Source organism: Pseudomonas sp. SJZ078 (assembly GCF_007828255.1).
Taxonomy (GTDB): Bacteria; Pseudomonadota; Gammaproteobacteria; order Pseudomonadales; family Pseudomonadaceae; genus Aquipseudomonas.
This window is the reverse complement of the sequence record NZ_VIUG01000026.1, coordinates 37,313-55,150: the sequence shown is the minus strand read 5'-3', so window position 1 is coordinate 55,150 and position 17,838 is coordinate 37,313. Positions and strand designations below refer to the sequence as shown.

The 17,838-nt window shown below is 59.7% G+C and carries 14 protein-coding genes; 9 read left to right on the top strand and 5 right to left on the bottom strand.

The window, feature by feature from the left end; genetic code table 11:
- Window positions 1-305: 305 nt before the first annotated feature.
- The 5 genes from dnaA to gabP all read left to right on the top strand — a co-directional run bounded on the left by dnaA (window position 306) and on the right by gabP (window position 8,200).
- Window positions 306-1,823, top strand: a complete 1,518-nt coding sequence (gene dnaA / locus FBY02_RS20630) for a chromosomal replication initiator protein DnaA (protein WP_144930034.1) — start codon at window positions 306-308, stop codon at window positions 1,821-1,823.
- Window positions 1,824-1,862: 39 nt separating this feature from the next.
- Window positions 1,863-2,966 (top strand): DNA polymerase III subunit beta, encoded by a 1,104-nt coding sequence (dnaN, locus tag FBY02_RS20625; RefSeq protein WP_041023027.1) that lies wholly within the window; start codon window positions 1,863-1,865, stop codon window positions 2,964-2,966.
- A gap of 17 nt (window positions 2,967-2,983) precedes the next feature.
- The gene (gene recF, locus FBY02_RS20620; protein WP_144930033.1) at window positions 2,984-4,087 is read left to right on the top strand and encodes a DNA replication/repair protein RecF; all 1,104 of its coding nucleotides are present in this window, start codon (window positions 2,984-2,986) and stop codon (window positions 4,085-4,087) included.
- A 5-nt stretch (window positions 4,088-4,092) separates the two neighbouring features.
- The gene (gyrB, locus tag FBY02_RS20615; RefSeq protein ID WP_144930032.1) at window positions 4,093-6,510 is read left to right on the top strand and encodes a DNA topoisomerase (ATP-hydrolyzing) subunit B; all 2,418 of its coding nucleotides are present in this window, start codon (window positions 4,093-4,095) and stop codon (window positions 6,508-6,510) included.
- A gap of 295 nt (window positions 6,511-6,805) precedes the next feature.
- Window positions 6,806-8,200, top strand: a complete 1,395-nt coding sequence (gene gabP / locus FBY02_RS20610) for a GABA permease (RefSeq protein ID WP_144930031.1) — start codon at window positions 6,806-6,808, stop codon at window positions 8,198-8,200.
- Between the two features lie 53 nt (window positions 8,201-8,253).
- On the opposite strand, the gene FBY02_RS20605 is transcribed toward gabP, so the two are convergent.
- Complete coding sequence (locus FBY02_RS20605) at window positions 8,254-8,988, bottom strand: response regulator transcription factor (protein WP_144930030.1); 735 nt, start codon at window positions 8,986-8,988, stop codon at window positions 8,254-8,256.
- A gap of 214 nt (window positions 8,989-9,202) precedes the next feature.
- Between FBY02_RS20605 and FBY02_RS20600 the strand changes: the two genes are divergently transcribed.
- Window positions 9,203-10,741 carry a HAMP domain-containing sensor histidine kinase gene (locus FBY02_RS20600; RefSeq protein WP_144930029.1) on the top strand — a complete coding sequence of 513 codons (1,539 nt, stop codon included), beginning with the start codon at window positions 9,203-9,205 and terminating at the stop codon, window positions 10,739-10,741.
- 153 nt (window positions 10,742-10,894) lie between these two features.
- Here the strand turns inward: FBY02_RS20600 and FBY02_RS20595 are convergent, their stop codons facing one another.
- From FBY02_RS20595 to glyQ, 4 genes are all read right to left on the bottom strand, one after another.
- On the bottom strand, window positions 10,895-11,674 hold the full coding sequence (locus FBY02_RS20595) for a 1-acyl-sn-glycerol-3-phosphate acyltransferase (protein ID WP_144930028.1): 780 nt from the start codon (window positions 11,672-11,674) through the stop codon (window positions 10,895-10,897).
- An 80-nt stretch (window positions 11,675-11,754) separates the two neighbouring features.
- Window positions 11,755-12,288, bottom strand: a complete 534-nt coding sequence (gene gmhB, locus FBY02_RS20590; RefSeq protein WP_144930027.1) for a D-glycero-beta-D-manno-heptose 1,7-bisphosphate 7-phosphatase — start codon at window positions 12,286-12,288, stop codon at window positions 11,755-11,757.
- 3 nt (window positions 12,289-12,291) lie between these two features.
- The gene (gene glyS, locus FBY02_RS20585) at window positions 12,292-14,346 is read right to left on the bottom strand and encodes a glycine--tRNA ligase subunit beta (RefSeq protein WP_144930026.1); all 2,055 of its coding nucleotides are present in this window, start codon (window positions 14,344-14,346) and stop codon (window positions 12,292-12,294) included.
- Entirely contained in the window at window positions 14,343-15,296 is a 954-nt protein-coding gene (gene glyQ, locus FBY02_RS20580; protein ID WP_144930025.1) for a glycine--tRNA ligase subunit alpha, read from the bottom strand. The genes glyS and glyQ overlap by 4 nt, the downstream gene beginning before the upstream one ends.
- Window positions 15,297-15,377: 81 nt before the next feature.
- On the opposite strand from glyQ, the gene FBY02_RS20575 reads away from it, so the two are divergent.
- The 3 genes from FBY02_RS20575 to FBY02_RS20565 all read left to right on the top strand — a co-directional run bounded on the left by FBY02_RS20575 (window position 15,378) and on the right by FBY02_RS20565 (window position 17,818).
- The gene (locus FBY02_RS20575; RefSeq protein WP_144930024.1) at window positions 15,378-15,935 is read left to right on the top strand and encodes a DNA-3-methyladenine glycosylase I; all 558 of its coding nucleotides are present in this window, start codon (window positions 15,378-15,380) and stop codon (window positions 15,933-15,935) included.
- A 43-nt stretch (window positions 15,936-15,978) separates the two neighbouring features.
- The gene (locus FBY02_RS20570) at window positions 15,979-16,866 is read left to right on the top strand and encodes a lysophospholipid acyltransferase (RefSeq protein WP_144930023.1); all 888 of its coding nucleotides are present in this window, start codon (window positions 15,979-15,981) and stop codon (window positions 16,864-16,866) included.
- Window positions 16,867-17,461: 595 nt separating this feature from the next.
- Window positions 17,462-17,818 (top strand): DUF6124 family protein, encoded by a 357-nt coding sequence (locus FBY02_RS20565; RefSeq protein ID WP_144930022.1) that lies wholly within the window; start codon window positions 17,462-17,464, stop codon window positions 17,816-17,818.
- The last annotated feature ends 20 nt before the right edge of the window (window positions 17,819-17,838 follow it).

Here is a 17,838-nt window from a genome sequence, read left to right as displayed (position 1 = left end):
TGTACAGAGAAGGACAACTACACGGGAAAACAGTGCCCAGACTGTGCTGGAGGGGCGGATAAGCTGTGTGTGGAAAGGGTGGTTATCCACAGGGCGTTTATCCACCGAGTTTCGCCGTCACTTGTACAACGACCTCAGGCCTGGTTATCCACAGAGCTTATCCACTGACCGACTGTCGCCTTTTTGTGAGTTAACACATTGATAAATCGTGGGTGAGGGTGAAGCTGCGTGTGGATAAGTGAACGTCTGCTCGCTACAATGGCCGCTTGTTTTTGCCTCACCGGCTTTCAACTTAGGGGATATCCGTGTCAGTGGAACTTTGGCAGCAGTGCGTGGAGCTTTTGCGCGATGAGCTGCCTGCCCAACAATTCAACACTTGGATCCGCCCACTACAGGTCGAAGCCGAAGGCGACGAGTTGCGCGTCTACGCACCGAACCGTTTCGTTCTCGACTGGGTCAACGAAAAGTACCTGGGTCGGGTCATGGAACTGCTCGACGAGCATGGCAATGGCATGGCGCCTGCGCTGTCCTTATTAATAGGTAGCAAGCGCAGCTCGGCCCCGCGGGCGGCTCCGAATGCGCCGCTGGCTGCCGCGGCCTCCCAGGCCCAGGCTGCCGTGGCACCACCGGCAAGCCCGATCGCCCCCCCTCCTGCACCGAGCAAAAGAAACTCACAAAAGGTGCCCGAGGCCAGTGAAGAGCCTTCCCGGGACAGCTTTGACCCCATGGCGGGTGCCAGCACCCAACAGGCACCAGTGCGCGCCGAGCAGCGCACCGTGCAGGTCGAGGGCGCGCTCAAGCACACCAGTTATCTGAACCGCACCTTTACCTTCGAGAACTTCGTCGAAGGCAAGTCCAACCAGTTGGCCCGGGCGGCAGCCTGGCAGGTGGCGGACAACCCCAAGCATGGCTACAACCCGCTGTTCCTGTATGGCGGTGTGGGCCTGGGTAAGACCCACTTGATGCATGCCGTGGGTAACCACTTATTAAAGAAGAATCCGAATGCCAAGGTCGTGTACCTGCATTCCGAGCGTTTCGTCGCCGATATGGTCAAGGCGCTGCAGCTGAACGCCATCAACGAGTTCAAGCGTTTCTACCGTTCGGTGGATGCGCTGCTGATCGACGACATTCAGTTCTTTGCCCGCAAGGAACGTTCCCAGGAAGAATTTTTCCACACCTTCAACGCCTTGCTTGAAGGCGGACAGCAGGTCATTCTCACCAGCGACCGTTATCCGAAGGAAATCGAAGGCCTGGAAGAGCGCCTGAAATCCCGTTTCGGCTGGGGCCTGACGGTCGCCGTCGAGCCGCCGGAGCTGGAAACCCGGGTGGCGATCCTGATGAAGAAGGCCGATCAGGCCAAGGTCGAGCTGCCGCACGATGCCGCATTCTTCATCGCCCAGCGTATCCGTTCGAACGTGCGTGAGCTCGAAGGTGCACTCAAGCGGGTGATCGCGCACTCCCACTTCATGGGCCGCGACATCACCATCGAGCTGATTCGCGAGTCCTTGAAGGATCTCCTGGCGCTTCAGGACAAGCTTGTTTCTGTGGATAACATTCAGCGAACTGTTGCTGAATACTACAAAATCAAGATATCCGATCTGCTCTCCAAACGCCGTTCGCGTTCGGTGGCCCGGCCGCGCCAGGTGGCCATGGCCTTGTCCAAGGAGCTGACCAACCACAGCCTGCCGGAAATTGGCGATGTGTTTGGCGGACGCGACCACACGACAGTGTTGCACGCCTGCCGCAAGATCAATGAACTTAAGGAATCCGACGCGGACATCCGCGAGGACTACAAGAACCTGCTGCGTACACTGACCACTTGATGACCACCAGCGCAGCTTATTAAGGCAAGGGACTAGACCATGCATTTCACCATTCAACGCGAAGCCCTGTTGAAACCCCTGCAACTGGTCGCAGGCGTCGTCGAACGCCGCCAGACCTTGCCGGTACTTTCCAACGTGCTGCTGGTTGTCGAAGGCCAGCAACTGTCGCTGACCGGTACCGACCTGGAAGTCGAGCTGGTCGGTCGTGTGCAGCTTGAAGAGCCGGCCGATCCGGGGTCCATCACGGTGCCGGCGCGCAAGCTGATGGACATCTGCAAGAGCCTGCCCAACGATGCGCTGATCGACATCAAGGTCGATGAGCAAAAGCTCGTGGTCAAGGCCGGGCGCAGCCGTTTCACCTTGTCGACCCTGCCTGCCAACGACTTCCCGACCGTTGAAGAAGGCCCGGGCTCGCTGACCTGCAGCCTCGAGCAAAGCAGGCTTCGCCGCTTGATCGAACGCACCAGCTTCGCCATGGCCCAGCAGGACGTGCGTTATTACCTAAACGGCATGCTGCTGGAAGTGTCCGCCGGTGTTATCCGCGCCGTTGCCACTGACGGTCATCGCCTGGCGATGTGCTCGATGCAGGCCGATATCGGTCAGCCGGATCGCCATCAGGTGATCGTGCCCCGCAAAGGTATCCTGGAGTTGGCGCGCCTGCTGACCGAACCGGACGGCAACGTCAGCATCGTATTGGGTCAGCACCACATCCGCGCTACCACCGGGGAGTTCACCTTCACCTCGAAGCTGGTAGACGGCAAGTTCCCCGACTACGAGCGTGTGCTGCCCAAAGGTGGCGACAAACTGGTGCTGGGTGACCGCCAGGCGCTGCGTGAGGCTTTCAGCCGTACCGCGATCCTTTCCAACGAGAAGTACCGCGGCATCCGCCTGCAACTGGCCAGCGGCCAGTTGAAGATCCAGGCGAACAACCCTGAACAGGAAGAAGCGGAAGAAGAAGTAGGCGTTGACTACAACGGCGGCTCCCTGGAAATCGGCTTCAACGTCAGCTATCTGCTCGACGTGCTGGGCGTGATGACTACTGAGCAGGTACGTCTGATCCTGTCGGACTCCAACAGCAGTGCGTTGGTGCAGGAATCCGATAACGACGATTCGGCCTACGTTGTCATGCCGATGCGTCTGTAATAATCAGCAGAAGCTAGATGTCCTTAAGTCGCGTCTCGGTCACCGCGGTGCGCAATTTGCACCCGGTGACCTTCTCCCCCTCCCCCCGCATCAATATTCTTTACGGCGCCAACGGCAGCGGCAAAACCAGCGTTCTGGAAGCCTTGCACCTGCTGGGGCTTGCCCGTTCGTTTCGCAGCACCCGCCTGTTACCGGTCATCCAGCACGATCAATTGGCCTGTACGGTGTTCGGACAAGTGGAGTTGGCGGAAGGGGGTCATAGCGCGTTAGGCATATCACGGGACCGGCAAGGCGAGTTCCAGATTCGCATCGACGGCCAGAACGCCCGCAGTGCCGCACAATTGGCAGAAATCCTGCCGTTGCAGTTGATCAACCCGGACAGTTTCCGCTTGCTGGAAGGCGCACCGAAAATTCGCCGGCAGTTCCTGGATTGGGGCGTATTTCACGTGGAGCCGCGTTTCATGGCGACTTGGCAACGCTTGCAGAAGGCGCTGCGCCAGAGAAACTCTTGGCTGCGACATGGTACACTTGACGCCGTTTCGCAAGCGGTTTGGGACAGGGAACTGTGCCAGGCCAGCGCTGAAATCGATGAATACCGCCGCGCTTACATCAAAGCCTTGAAACCGGTCTTCGAGCAGACCTTGAGCGAACTGGTTGAGCTCGAGGGCCTGACGCTCAGCTATTACCGAGGCTGGGACAAGGATCGGGAATTGAGCGCCGTACTGGCTGGCTCGCTGCAACGGGACCAGCAGATGGGCCATACCCAGGCTGGACCTCAACGCGCTGACTTGCGCCTCAGATTGGGCGCTCATAATGCCGCGGACATTTTGTCCCGGGGGCAGCAGAAGTTGGTGGTGTGTGCCTTGCGTATTGCCCAGGGACACCTGGTCAGCCAGGCCCGTCGCGGTCAGTGTATTTATCTGGTGGATGACCTGCCGTCCGAGTTGGACGAGGCCCACCGTCGAGCGCTTTGCCGTTTGCTGGAAGACTTACGCTGCCAGGTTTTCATCACCTGTGTAGATCACGAATTATTGAGGGAAGGCTGGCAGACGGAAACGCCAGTCGCTCTGTTCCACGTGGAACAGGGCCGTATCACCCAGACCCACGACCATCGGGAGTGAAGGCATTGAGCGAAGAAAATACGTACGACTCAACGAGCATTAAAGTGCTGAAAGGCCTGGATGCCGTACGCAAACGTCCCGGTATGTACATTGGTGACACCGACGATGGCAGCGGTCTGCATCACATGGTGTTCGAGGTGGTCGACAACTCCATCGACGAAGCCCTCGCTGGCTACTGCGACGACATCAGCATCATCATTCACCCGGATGAATCCATCACCGTTCGTGACAACGGTCGAGGCATCCCGGTCGACGTGCATAAGGAAGAAGGTGTTTCCGCGGCCGAGGTCATCATGACCGTGCTGCACGCCGGCGGTAAGTTCGATGACAACTCCTACAAGGTTTCCGGCGGGCTGCACGGCGTAGGTGTCTCTGTGGTGAACGCGCTGTCCGAGGAGCTGGTGCTTACCGTGCGCCGCAGCGGCAAGATCTGGGAACAGACCTACGTCCATGGTGTGCCCCAGGCACCGATGGCCATCGTTGGCGACAGCGAAACCACCGGTACCCAGATCCACTTCAAGGCTTCCAGTGAAACCTTCAAGAACATCCACTTCAGCTGGGACATCCTGGCCAAACGGATTCGTGAGCTGTCCTTCCTCAACTCCGGTGTCGGCATCGTTCTCAAGGACGAGCGCAGCGGCAAGGAAGAGCTGTTCAAGTACGAAGGTGGCCTGCGTGCATTCGTTGAATACCTGAACACCAACAAGACCGCGGTCAACCAGGTGTTCCACTTCAACATCCAGCGCGAAGACGGCATTGGCGTGGAAATCGCTCTGCAGTGGAACGACAGCTTCAACGAGAACCTGTTGTGCTTCACCAACAACATCCCGCAGCGCGATGGCGGCACCCACCTGGTGGGTTTCCGTTCGGCGTTGACGCGTAACCTGAATAACTACATCGAACAGGAAGGCCTGGCGAAGAAGCATAAAGTCGCCACCACCGGTGACGATGCCCGCGAAGGCCTGACGGCGATCATCTCGGTAAAGGTGCCGGATCCGAAGTTCAGCTCCCAGACCAAGGACAAGCTGGTGTCTTCCGAGGTGAAGACCGCAGTCGAGCAGGAAATGGGCAAGTACTTCTCCGATTTCCTGCTGGAGAACCCGAACGAAGCCAAGCTGGTCGTCGGCAAGATGATCGACGCCGCCCGTGCCCGTGAAGCGGCGCGCAAGGCCCGTGAGATGACCCGCCGCAAAGGTGCGCTGGACATCGCTGGCCTGCCGGGCAAGCTGGCTGACTGCCAGGAAAAGGACCCTGCCCTGTCCGAACTGTACCTTGTGGAAGGTGACTCTGCTGGCGGTTCCGCCAAGCAGGGACGCAACCGCCGGACCCAGGCCATCCTGCCCCTTAAAGGCAAGATCCTGAACGTCGAGAAGGCGCGCTTCGACAAGATGATCTCCTCCGCCGAAGTCGGCACGCTCATCACCGCGTTGGGCTGTGGCATCGGTCGCGAAGAGTACAACATCGACAAGCTGCGCTATCACAACATCATCATCATGACCGACGCCGACGTCGACGGTTCGCACATCCGCACCCTGCTGTTGACGTTCTTCTTCCGTCAGCTACCGGAGCTGATCGAGCGCGGCTACATCTACATCGCCCAGCCGCCGCTGTACAAGGTCAAGAAAGGCAAGCAAGAGCAATACATCAAAGACGACGACGCCATGGAAGAGTACATGACGCAGTCGGCCCTGGAAGATGCGAGCCTGCACCTGAACGAAGACGCCCCGGGTATTTCCGGTGAGGCCCTCGAGCGCCTGGTCAACGACTTCCGCCTGGTGATGAAAACCCTCAAGCGCCTGTCGCGCCTGTACCCACAGGAACTGACCGAACACTTCATCTACCTGCCGGCCGTCAGCATGGAGCAGTTGTCCGATCACGCAGCGATGCAGGATTGGCTGGCCCAGTACGAAGTGCGCCTGCGCACCGTCGAGAAGTCCGGCCTGGTCTATAAAGCCAGCCTGCGTGAAGACCGCGAGCGCAACGTCTGGCTGCCGGAGGTCGAACTGATCTCCCACGGCCTGTCGAACTACGTCACCTTCAACCGCGACTTCTTCAGCAGCAATGATTACAAGACGGTCGTATCCCTCGGCGCGCAACTGAGCACGCTGCTGGACGAAGGCGCCTACATCCAGCGTGGCGAGCGCAAGAAAGCCGTGACCGAGTTCAAGGAAGCCCTTGAATGGCTGATGGCTGAAAGCACCAAGCGCCACACCATCCAGCGATACAAAGGGCTGGGCGAGATGAACCCGGATCAGTTGTGGGAAACCACCATGGACCCGGGCTCGCGCCGGATGCTGAAGGTGACCATCGAAGACGCCATTGGCGCGGACCAGATCTTCAACACCCTGATGGGTGATGCGGTCGAGCCTCGTCGTGACTTCATCGAGAGCAACGCGCTGGCGGTGTCCAACCTGGATTTCTGATCCTCGCAGTGCAATCACGAAAAGCCAATGCTCACGCGTTGGCTTTTTTTTACGCTTGAAAAATGTTCCCCCTTCAGATTGCACAGTCGAAAAACCGGGTAACGCAGTAACACTTAGGAACAAACCTTTCATTCTCAAGCACTTGGATATCGCCCCTGAGCCCGGTACCACGGGGCCTCAGGTTTTCTGGCGCAAAACTTGCGTGTTAAATAAACAACACCTCGTTTCTTTAAATTTACAAAGACACGGTGGTACGAGGCGGTACGAATAAATTCAAGGCCCAAAGGTAGTCTCAATGAGTGGTACGCAAACTTCCAACAATCTGGAGCAAGGGCTCAAACCCCGTCATGTGACGATGCTTTCCATCGCTGGCGTGATTGGTGCCGGGCTTTTCGTAGGTTCCGGTCACGCTATCGCGGCAGCCGGTCCGGCGGTGCTGTTGGCCTACGCCGCCGCTGGGGCGTTGGTGGTGTTGGTGATGCGGATGCTAGGCGAAATGGCGGTGGCTTCGCCGGACACCGGTTCGTTCTCGACTTACGCTGATCGTGCGATTGGTCATTGGGCCGGGTTCACCATCGGTTGGCTCTACTGGTGGTTCTGGGTACTGGTGATCCCCCTGGAGGCCAACGCCGCCGCGACCATCCTTCATGCCTGGTTTCCAAACGTGGCCATCTGGGTGTTCACCCTGGTCATCACGTTGCTGCTGACCATCACCAATCTGTTCAGCGTGAAGAACTATGGGGAGTTCGAGTTCTGGTTCGCCCTGGTCAAGGTCATCGCAATCATTGGCTTCATTGCCCTTGGTACGTTGGCAATTTTCGGTCTTTTGCCCACCAGCCAAGTCAGCGGCGTTTCGCACTTGTTCGACACCCAAGGCTTCCTGCCCAACGGCATGGGCGCGGTACTGGGCGCGATCCTCACCACCATGTTCTCGTTCATGGGCACCGAGATCGTGACCATTGCGGCTGCCGAATCGAAGAACCCCGGCCAGCAGATCTCCAAGGCCACCAACTCGGTGATCTGGCGAATCGGCCTGTTCTATCTCGTGTCGATTTTCATGGTCGTTTCCCTGGTGCCATGGAACGACCCGCTGCTCGCCAGCGTGGGTTCCTACCAGACCGTGCTGGAACGCATGGGCATTCCGAATGCCAAGCTGATCGTCGATATCGTGGTGCTGGTGGCGGTGACCAGTTGCCTGAACTCGGCGCTCTACACGGCATCGCGCATGATGTTCTCGCTGGGTAAACGCGGCGATGCGCCGGCCGTATCCCAACGCACCAACAAGAGCGGTACACCTTACTGGGCGGTGGTGCTGTCGACCGCTGCTGCGTTCCTGGCAGTGTTCGCCAACTATGTGGCCCCGGCTGCGGTGTTCGAATTCCTGTTGGCCAGCTCCGGCGCCATCGCACTGCTGGTGTATCTGGTGATCGCGTTCTCGCAACTGCGCATGCGCAAGCAACGTATGGCACGTGGGGAAAAAATCGCCTTCAGCATGTGGCTGTTCCCTGGCCTGACCTACGCGGTGATCATTTTCATTGTCGCGGCCCTGACTATCATGCTGTTCCAGGAGGCCCACCGTGTGGAGATCCTGGCGACGGGCCTGCTTAGCATCCTGGTGGTGGCGTGCGGATTGCTGTTGCAGCGTCGTCGGAGCGCGGAAACCGGACGCTTGGCGCAGACGATCGGTTGATACCCTGTTGTGGCGAGGGGATAAATCCCCTCGCCACGGATGTGATCCAATACCTAACTCGCAACAGATGCTTCGCTTCCCGTCGCCACACTCTCCAACCGATACCCATACCCATAAATCGTCAACAATTGCCAGCCTCGATCCGCCGTCAGGCCAAGCTTGTTGCGCAGGCGATAGATATGAGTGTCGAGCGGGCGGGACGAGGTCATTTCCTCATGGCTCCAGAAGCGTTCGTAGAAATACTCCCGGGACAATGGACGACCCAGGTTGGCGAACAGGCAACGGGCCAGGCGGTATTCCCGTTCGGTCAGGCTGATGGGGATACCGGCGCGGGTGACGGTCAGCTCGGCGTCGTCGAAGGCCAGGTCGTTGAACACCAACGTTTCACTGGCCGGAGCACGTTGCAGGTTATGGCGACGCAATACTGCAGTCACCCTGGCCTTGAGCTCGTTGGGCCTGAAGGGTTTGCTCACGTAATCATCGGCGCCGGTATTGAGTGCCTGGACGATGTCGTGTTCACCGTCGCGGCTGGTGAGCATGATGGCGGCCGGTGGCGCGTCCATGTGCTCGCGAGTCCAGCGCAGCAGCGCCAAGCCGCTGATATCGGGCAGTTGCCAATCGAGGATCAGCAGGTCGAAGGTCTCCCGACGCAGTTGTCGCAACAGGTCCTCGCCGCGTTCGAAACTGTGCAGGGTCCAGGCCTGCTCGCCCCTGCCGGCGATCTGTTGCAGTGTCTGTTCCACTCGGCGCAACTCGGCCGGTTCGTCATCCAGTATGGCGACACGCATGGGCGCGATTCCTTGATCTCGAAGGTAACGGACATCATCAGGGGGAGTGCGCAAACTTTCAGTTCCGTTGCGGTTCCCCTGTCGCAGGCTGCGACAATACCGGCTCACGGCGTAGAGGGAAAGGCAGCAGCACACCACCCATCGAGTCCGCTATAGTCTTGCGCTTCGCATCAACCATGAAGCCAATCCTCTCTCGTGTTCGGTCAGGACATCTATGAGTCATCCGCGTCGCAGTGAAAGCCGTGAACCCACCCAGGCCCAGCGATTGTTTCGACAATTGGTGCGTGAATGGTTGTGGATAAGTCTGTTGCTGTTACCGGTGACGGCGCTGCTGTCGTTCAGTGCCCAATCGGCCCGCCATGGATCGAGCGCCGTGTTATCGGTGGGCCTGGTGGCCTGTGTATTGGGATTGTTGTTGCTGCGCCCTCACCTGGCTCTGTGGACGATGATGGGCGGTATGGCGGCGGCGTTGTCGATCAGTGCTGTGCTGGCGTTGGAGGGCTGGTGGTGGTCTCCGATGGCGAGTGTGATAGGAATGCTGTTCGGCTACCTGATCTGGAACTGGCGACGCCTGAGCGTGGTGTTGGCCTATTTCGGCTGGGAACTGGCGCGCCTGGACGCCGAGCCGAAAGTATTTCCGGAGCGCCGACGCACACCCTACACCGGCAGTGACCGCCTGCAGGGTCAGATCATGGCCCTGGAACAAGCCATGGGCAGGACCCGCGACACCCGCCGCTTCATTGCCGATGGCCTGGAATACCTGCCCGTCGCGACCATGATCAGCGATCCGCAAGGCCGGATCTTGCTCGGCAACCGCAGGGCCCGGGATCTTTTCGGTCATGTGCTGGCAGGCGGTGATGTGCTGGAACAGCTTGTGCTGCTGGGGTACCCAGCGCTGGAGCGTGAACCCCATCACCGGTTATCCACACTGCCCTTGGTGGAGTTTCGCGACACTCGCGAGCGCAGCCTGCGCCTGGAGCGTGCCCCGCTCATGCCGGTGGACGGCGATACGCCCATTGGCTGGTTGCTGAGCCTGATCGACCTGAGTGCCGAGCGCGAAGCCGAAGAGCAGCGCAGCGTGATGTTGCGTTTTCTCTCCCATGATTTGCGTGCGCCCCACTCGGCGATCCTGGCGTTACTCGACGTGCAGCGGCATCAGGTCGGGGGGAATGACTTGCTGTTCGATCAAATCGAGCGCCAGGTCCGTCGAGCCTTGGACTTGACGGAAGGCTTCGTGCAGTTGGCCAAGGCAGAATCCGAGGCGTACCAATTCCAGCCGACCCTGTTCGCCATGCTGATCCTGGATGTGCTGGACCAGGCGTTACCCATCGCCCAGGTCAAGCGCATCCAACTGACCCATGTCGTGGATGATGAAGAAGCCATGGTGAAGGCGGACCAATCCCTGCTGACCCGTGCGCTGTTCAATCTGCTGGAAAATGCCATCAAGTACAGCTCGCCTGACAGCTGCATTTCACTGACGGTTCGTTGCGCGGAGGGCTGGTTGATCTGTGAGGTCGGCGATCAGGGTAAAGGCATTACTGCCGAGGAACTGCCCGATCTGTTCAGCCAATATCGGCGGTTTTCGTCGGCCCACGGCGTTGACGGGATTGGCTTGGGATTGTCGATGGTCAAAGCCGTGGTTGACCGCCATGGCGGGCACATTGAATGTCAAAGCGTGGTCGGTGAAGGCACGACGTTCAGTTTGCGTTTCCCCTTGCTGGGGGAAGAGTCGAAAGATCGCAGCGTTCTATAAAACCGCCTCAGGTAACAAACCGACCGAACGCTATAAAAACTTATGCACGTCCCGGTCGGTTTTATGTTCTTAAGAAATATGTATTAAAAACATGAGGTTACAAGATAAAAGCTGTGTTTTCGGAGAAAACGGTACACAGCTTATCCACAGATATCAGACAGCGAGTTGGTCGGTAGCCGCCGGCGTTGTGGGAGTCGGCGGAAGCGAGCCCATGTCCCGCTGGGTCTGTTCGTTCCAGGCCTGGACCCGGTCGTTGAGCTCGGCAATGGCACGGGGCCCGCTGCCTTGGGGATACATCGGCTCACCGATCACCACCGTGATCACGCCAGGGGTCCGGATCCAGCCTGCCTTGGGCCAGAATTTGCCGGCATTGTGTGCAATCGGCAGTACAGGCAGATCGGCGTTCACCGCCAATGCAGAACCGCTGCGGGAAAACTTGCCGACCGTGCCATAGGGGACGCGGGTGCCTTCGGGAAAGATCAGCACCCAGACGTTGTCCTTGAGCAGTTCGTCGCCCTTCTGTGCCACCTGCTTGAGCGCAGCCTTGGGGTTGTCGCGATCGATGGCAATCGGTCGCAGCATCGCCATGGCCCAACCGAAGAACGGCACGAACAGCAGTTCACGCTTGAGCACCTGGCTCAGCGGCTCGAAATAGGCCGACAGGAAGAAGGTTTCCCAGGTGCTCTGATGGTTGGACTGGATCACGCAGGGCCGGTCCGGCACGTTCTCGGCGCCCTTCACTTCATAACGAATGCCTAGGAACACTTTGCTCAACCACAGTGCACAACGGCACCAGTACACGTTGATGAAGCGGTAGCGCGCCTTGAACGACATGAAGGGCGCGACAAAAAAACTCAGGGAGCACCACAACAAGGAACTGGTGCCCAACAGCAGGTAAAAGAGAAAAGATCTGATGGCCTGCAATATCGACATAGCGGCATTTACCGTTGCGGGCAATGCCCGCCTGTTCAAGCGCTTCCCGAACAATCCTTGATCAGGATGTCTAGGGAGCTCTAATTGTGGATAAGTTCAGCGGCAATCGCCGCCAGGTCGTCAAAAATCAAAGTGCCTACCGGTAGGGTCTTGCCCAGAGTCTTTTCGCCTTTCCCGGTCTTTACCAAAACTGGCTGACAATCGACGGCCTTGGCCGCCTCCAGGTCACCGAGGCTGTCTCCGACGAACCAGACGCCCGCCAGCGGAACAGCATAATGCTCGGCAATGGCCTTCAACATGCCCGGTTTGGGTTTGCGGCAATCGCAACCCTCATCCGGCCCATGGGGACAATAGACGATCAGCCCGACTTCACCGCCCTGCTCGGCCACCAGGGCGCGCAAGCGCTCATGCATGGCGTCGAGGATTGCGAGGTCATAGTAACCGCGGGCAATGCCCGACTGGTTGGTGGCAACCGCCACCGTCCAGCCGGACTTGCTCAACTGCGCGATGGCTTCGATCGAGCCGGGGATCGGCAGCCACTCCTCCACCGATTTGATGTAAGCGTCGGAGTCGTGATTGATCACCCCGTCCCGATCGAGAATCAGCAGTTTCAAGGCTTACCCCAGCAGCGAAATGTCGGCGACGCCGAGGAACAGACCACGCAAACGCGCCAGCAGCGCGTAGCGGTTGGCCCGCACGCTGGCGTCTTCGGCATTGACCATCACCGCTTCGAAGAACGCATCCACCGGTTCGCGCAGTGCCGCCAGGCGTGCCAGGGTTTCGCTGTACTGACGTGCCGCAGCCATCGGCTGGACGGCCTGGTCTGCCTGCTGGATAGCCGAATACAGGGAGAACTCGTTGGCGTTGTCGAAGTACTTGGCTTCGACGGTGGCCGCGATATTGCCTTCGGCCTTGCTCAACAGGTTCGACACACGCTTGTTCACCGCCGCCAATGCTGCCGCTTCCGGCAGTTTGCGGAAAGCCTGGACGGCTTGCACGCGCTGGTCGAAGTCCAGGGCCGAACCCGGCTTGAGGGCACGCACCGACAGGTAGGTCGCGACATCGACGCCTTCATCTTCATAACGCGCACGCAGGCGGTCGAAGATGAACTCCAGCACCGCATCGGCCAGGCCGGCGGCCTTGACCTTACTGCCGAACGCGTTGACGGCGAAGGCCACGGCGTCGTTCAGGTCCAGGTCCAGTTGCTTGTCGATCAGAATCCGCAACACACCCAGCGCCGCACGACGCAGGGCATATGGGTCCTTGCTGCCGGTGGGCAGCATGCCGATGCCGAAGATACCGACCAGGGTGTCGAGCTTGTCGGCGATCGCCACGGCCGCACCGGTGAGGGTGGTCGGCAGCTCGGCGCCGGCGCCACGGGGCATGTACTGTTCGTTCAGCGCCAGGGCGACGTCTTGCGGCTCACCGTCGTTGAGCGCGTAGTAGTAACCGGCGATGCCTTGCATCTCCGGGAACTCACCGACCATCTCAGTGGACAGGTCGCACTTGGACAGGATGCCGGCACGGGCCGCGCGCTGGGCGTCGCCGCCGATGCGTGGGGCGATGAAGGCCGCCAATTTCGAAACGCGCTCGGCCTTGTCGTAGACGCTGCCGAGTTTTTCCTGGAACACCACGTTCTGCAGGCGTTCGTTGAAGCTCTCCAGCGGTTGCTTCTTGTCTTGCTTGAAGAAGAACTCGGCATCGGTCAGGCGCGGGCGAACGACTTTTTCGTTACCGGCGATGATCTGCTGCGGGTCCTTGCTTTCGATGTTGGCGACCGTGATGAAGCGCGGCAGCAACTTGCCGTCGGCGTCCAGCAGGCAGAAATACTTCTGGTTGTCCTGCATGGTGGTGATCAGCGCTTCCTGTGGCACTTCAAGGAAACGTTCCTCGAATGAGCACACCAGCGGCACCGGCCACTCCACCAGTGCGGTCACTTCGTCCAGCAGGTTTGGCGGCACGATGGCGGTGCCTTCCTGGAGGGTGGCCAGCTCTTCGGTGCGCTTGCTGATCAGCTCGCGACGCTCGTTGGCGTCGGCCAGCACGTAGGCGGCACGCAGGTCGGCCAGGTAGTTGGCCGGCGAGGTGATGCGCACGCTTTGCGGATGATGGAAGCGGTGACCGCGGGAATCGCGACCGGCTTTCTGGGCCAGAATCGTGCAGTCGATGACCTGGTCGCCAAGCAGCATGACCAGCCATTGGGTCGGACGCACGAACTCTTCCTTGCGCGCAGCCCAGCGCATGCGCTTGGGAATCGGCAAGTCATTGAGGGAGTCTTCGACGATGGTCGGCAGCAGGCTGGCGGTCGGCTTGCCCTTGATGCTCTGGCTATAGCGCAGTTTCGGGCCGCTCTGGTCGATTTCGCTCAGGTCCACGCCACACTTCTTGGCGAAGCCCAGGGCTGCCTGGGTCGGATTGCCGTCAGCATCGAACGCGGCCTGGCGTGGCGGGCCGTCGAGGTTGATGCTGCGGTCCGGCTGTTGGGTCGCCAGGCCGGTGATCAACACGGCCAGGCGGCGCGGCGCGGCGTAGACGTGCTTGGTTTCGAAGTTCAGGCCGGCGGTTTGCAGGCCTTTTTCGATACCGGCCAGGAATGCATCGGCCAGGGTATTCAGGGCTTTGGGTGGCAGTTCTTCGGTGCCCAGTTCAACCAGAAAATCTTGAGCACTCATTGTGCAGCCTCCAGCTTAGCCAACACTTCATCACGCAGGTCCGGGGTCGCCATCGGGAAGCCTAGCTTGGCACGGGCCAGCAGGTAGGCTTGCGCGACGGAACGCGCCAGGGTGCGCACACGCAGGATGTATTGCTGGCGCGCGGTCACGGAAATCGCCCGGCGTGCGTCCAGCAGGTTGAAGGTGTGGGACGCCTTCAACACCATTTCATAGCTCGGCAACGGCAGCGGCTGGTCCAGCTCGATCAGGCGTTTGGCCTCGCTTTCGTAGAAATCGAACAGTTCGAACAGCTTGTCGACGTTGGCGTGTTCGAAGTTGTAGGTCGACTGCTCCACTTCGTTCTGGTGGAACACGTCGCCGTAGGTCACTTTGCCGAACGGGCCGTCGGCCCACACCAGGTCGTAGACCGAGTCCACGCCTTGCAGGTACATCGCCAAGCGTTCCAGGCCGTAGGTGATCTCGCCGGTCACCGGGTAGCACTCGATGCCGCCCGCCTGCTGGAAGTAGGTGAACTGGGTCACTTCCATACCGTTGAGCCAGACCTCCCAGCCCAGGCCCCAGGCGCCCAGGGTAGGCGATTCCCAGTTGTCCTCGACGAAACGGATGTCATGCACCAGCGGGTCGAGGCCCACGCGCTTGAGGGAGCCCAGGTACAGTTCCTGGAAATTTTCCGGGTTCGGCTTCAGGACCACCTGGAACTGGTAGTAGTGCTGCAGACGGTTCGGGTTTTCGCCGTAGCGGCCGTCAGTCGGACGGCGACTGGGTTGCACGTAGGCGGCGTTCCAGGTTTCCGGGCCGATGGCACGCAGAAACGTGGCAGTGTGGAAAGTGCCGGCGCCTACTTCCATATCGTAGGGCTGAAGTACCACGCAACCTTGCTCGGCCCAGTATTGCTGGAGGGCGAGGATCAAGTCTTGGAAGGTACGCACGGCTGGCGTAGGCTGGCTCACGAAATTCACCTGTTTCTTGGGCTGCGATTTAAAGAGCGGGAGTATACCCGATTCGTTCGTGCGCACGCCCCCTGGAGCCTTATGCCACGCTGCTTTTGGTGTTCCGAAGATCCTTTGTACATGGCCTATCACGATCAGGAGTGGGGGACGCCGCTGCGCGATGCGCAGGGTTTGTTCGAGTTGCTTTTGCTCGAAGGGTTCCAGGCCGGGCTGTCCTGGATCACCGTGCTGCGCAAACGCGCCCATTACCGCGAGGTGCTGTACAACTTCGACGTACAGCGGGTGGCGCAGATGAGCGATGCCGAAATCGAGGACCTGATGCAGGACCCCGGCATCATCCGCAACCGCCTCAAGCTCAAGGCCGCGCGCCGTAACGCCCAGGCCTGGCTGGCCCTGGAAGACCCGGTGGCCTTCCTCTGGTCTTTTGTCGGCGACAGACCTCTCATCAACCATTTCAGGGACCGCACCGAAGTGCCAGCCATCACCCCCGAAGCCGTGCAGATGAGCAAAGGCCTGAAAAAGGCCGGCTTCACTTTCGTCGGGCCGACCATTTGCTACGCCTTCATGCAGGCCTCGGGCATGGTCATGGATCACACCCAGGACTGCGACCGCTACGCCGAGCTGGCAAACGGCGGTTAGAATAGCCGGCTCGCAACACGGCCCATGAATTCAGGAGTGACCTGTGGATAAGTTGAAAGGCGCCTTGCTGGTCGGCGCTCTGCGGTTGTTTGCGCTACTGCCTTGGCGGGCCGTGCAGGCGGTGGGCTCGGCCATCGGCTGGCTCATGTGGAAACTGCCCAACCGCTCCCGCGACGTGGTGCGGATCAACCTCGCCAAATGCTTTCCCGATATGGACCCGGCCGAGCGCGAGCGCCTGGTGGGCCAGAGTCTCAAGGACATCGGCAAATCCCTGACCGAAAGCGCCTGCGCCTGGATCTGGCCGGCCCAGCGCTCCATCGAACTGGTGCGTGAAGTCGAGGGCCTGGAAATATTGAAAGAAGCCTTGGCGTCCGGCAAGGGCGTGGTGGGCATCACCAGCCACCTGGGCAACTGGGAAGTGCTCAACCACTTCTATTGCAGCCAGTGCAAACCGATCATTTTCTACCGCCCACCCAAGCTCAAGGCGGTGGATGAATTGCTGCAGAAGCAGCGCGTACAGCTAGGTAACAAAGTCGCGGCGTCCACCAAGGAAGGCATCCTCAGCGTCATCAAGGAAGTGCGCAAGGGCGGCCAGGTGGGTATCCCCGCCGACCCGGAACCGGCCGAGTCCGCCGGCATCTTCGTGCCCTTCTTCGCCACCCAGGCCCTGACCAGCAAGTTCGTGCCGAACATGCTCGCCGGTGGTAAAGCAGTGGGTGTGTTCCTTCATGCCCTGCGCCTGCCGGACGGCTCCGGCTACAAAGTCATCCTCGAAGCCGCGCCAGAAGCCATGTACAGCACCGACACCGCAACCGCCTGCGCCGCCATGAGCCAAGTCGTGGAGCGCTACGTGCGGGCGTACCCGAGCCAATACATGTGGAGCATGAAACGCTTCAAGAAACGCCCGCCGGGCGAAGCCCGCTGGTATTGAAGGCCTGCTACTTCTTCATAAGATCGTTCCCACTGGGGTTGGTGGCCAATAATCCTGTGGGAGCTGAGCTTGCTCGCGATGGCGCCCTCACAGCCGCCGCTGAATTAACTGACTCCACCTTCCTGTGGCAAGGGGATTCATCCCCGCTGGGCTGCGGAGCAGCCCCAACTTCCTACAGACGATCCGCACCAGCCCTGCTTTCCAACCAAGCAGAGGCGGCCCCCTAGCCCGCGACTTCCAGGCCTTCCCGTCGCCTGTTTATTCCCCGACCGCCACCCTTCCCCCAACCCACGCATCCTTGCGCCTTTGCCTACAACTACGCCAGAATCCGCCCGCTTGTGCGCCTTGTCCCCGGGTTCTATTGTCTTCCTGCCACTGCCCATCAGTGGTCGGGTTTAGTAGCCCGTGGTTTCCCGCAAGATGCATGAGTTCTCCACTCAGGCAGGTATCCTAATTCCTGTCCTTTGATGGTGGCTGTGCGCAGGGCGCTTCGGCGCGCCGGCAATGCTGGAATCCCCGGTCTACTAACCTGCGTACAGCCGCCACCCTTCTTTTAGTAGGGAAGAGGTCGCGGCCTCACTGAGGATTCCAGCTTATGTTCAAAGTAACTCCAAACCCTCCGGAAACGGAGCAAGCATCCCCGCGCACAAAATCCGGGGCCAAAAAGCTCGATGAAGCTGCAGAGCGCGCCCTGGATTTCTATCTCTCTCCCAAAGCAACAAAACCCGACGATCCCCAACCGGGCCAGATATTCACAATCGTAAAAGACATCGACAACGAATCCCTGCTCGCCAACCTCACCGAAACCCTGGCCTCGGCTGACGCCATGGTCAACGACCTCGCCTTCGAACTGGAAGGTTCACGCCGTCATGTGGCGCTCGGTATTCAGCAACTGATCGAGCTGGGGTCGTTGCTGGCAAATCGGGTGCTGGATAACGTTGAGCCGCGATAGCAGGTAAACATTCGCTCAAT

What these genes read in the sequence shown, in the direction of transcription:
- FBY02_RS20600 (WP_144930029.1), top strand. Translation starts at nt 9,203, where the DNA reads ATGAGTCATCCGCGTCGCAGTGAAAGCCGTGAACCCACCCAGGCCCAG.
- FBY02_RS20565 (WP_144930022.1), top strand. Translation starts at nt 17,462, where the DNA reads ATGTTCAAAGTAACTCCAAACCCTCCGGAAACGGAGCAAGCATCCCCG.
- dnaN (WP_041023027.1), top strand. Translation starts at nt 1,863, where the DNA reads ATGCATTTCACCATTCAACGCGAAGCCCTGTTGAAACCCCTGCAACTG.
- glyS (WP_144930026.1), bottom strand. Translation starts at nt 14,346, where the DNA reads ATGAGTGCTCAAGATTTTCTGGTTGAACTGGGCACCGAAGAACTGCCA.
- FBY02_RS20595 (WP_144930028.1), bottom strand. Translation starts at nt 11,674, where the DNA reads ATGTCGATATTGCAGGCCATCAGATCTTTTCTCTTTTACCTGCTGTTG.
- FBY02_RS20605 (WP_144930030.1), bottom strand. Translation starts at nt 8,988, where the DNA reads ATGCGTGTCGCCATACTGGATGACGAACCGGCCGAGTTGCGCCGAGTG.
- gabP (WP_144930031.1), top strand. Translation starts at nt 6,806, where the DNA reads ATGAGTGGTACGCAAACTTCCAACAATCTGGAGCAAGGGCTCAAACCC.
- recF (WP_144930033.1), top strand. Translation starts at nt 2,984, where the DNA reads ATGTCCTTAAGTCGCGTCTCGGTCACCGCGGTGCGCAATTTGCACCCG.
- FBY02_RS20575 (WP_144930024.1), top strand. Translation starts at nt 15,378, where the DNA reads ATGCCACGCTGCTTTTGGTGTTCCGAAGATCCTTTGTACATGGCCTAT.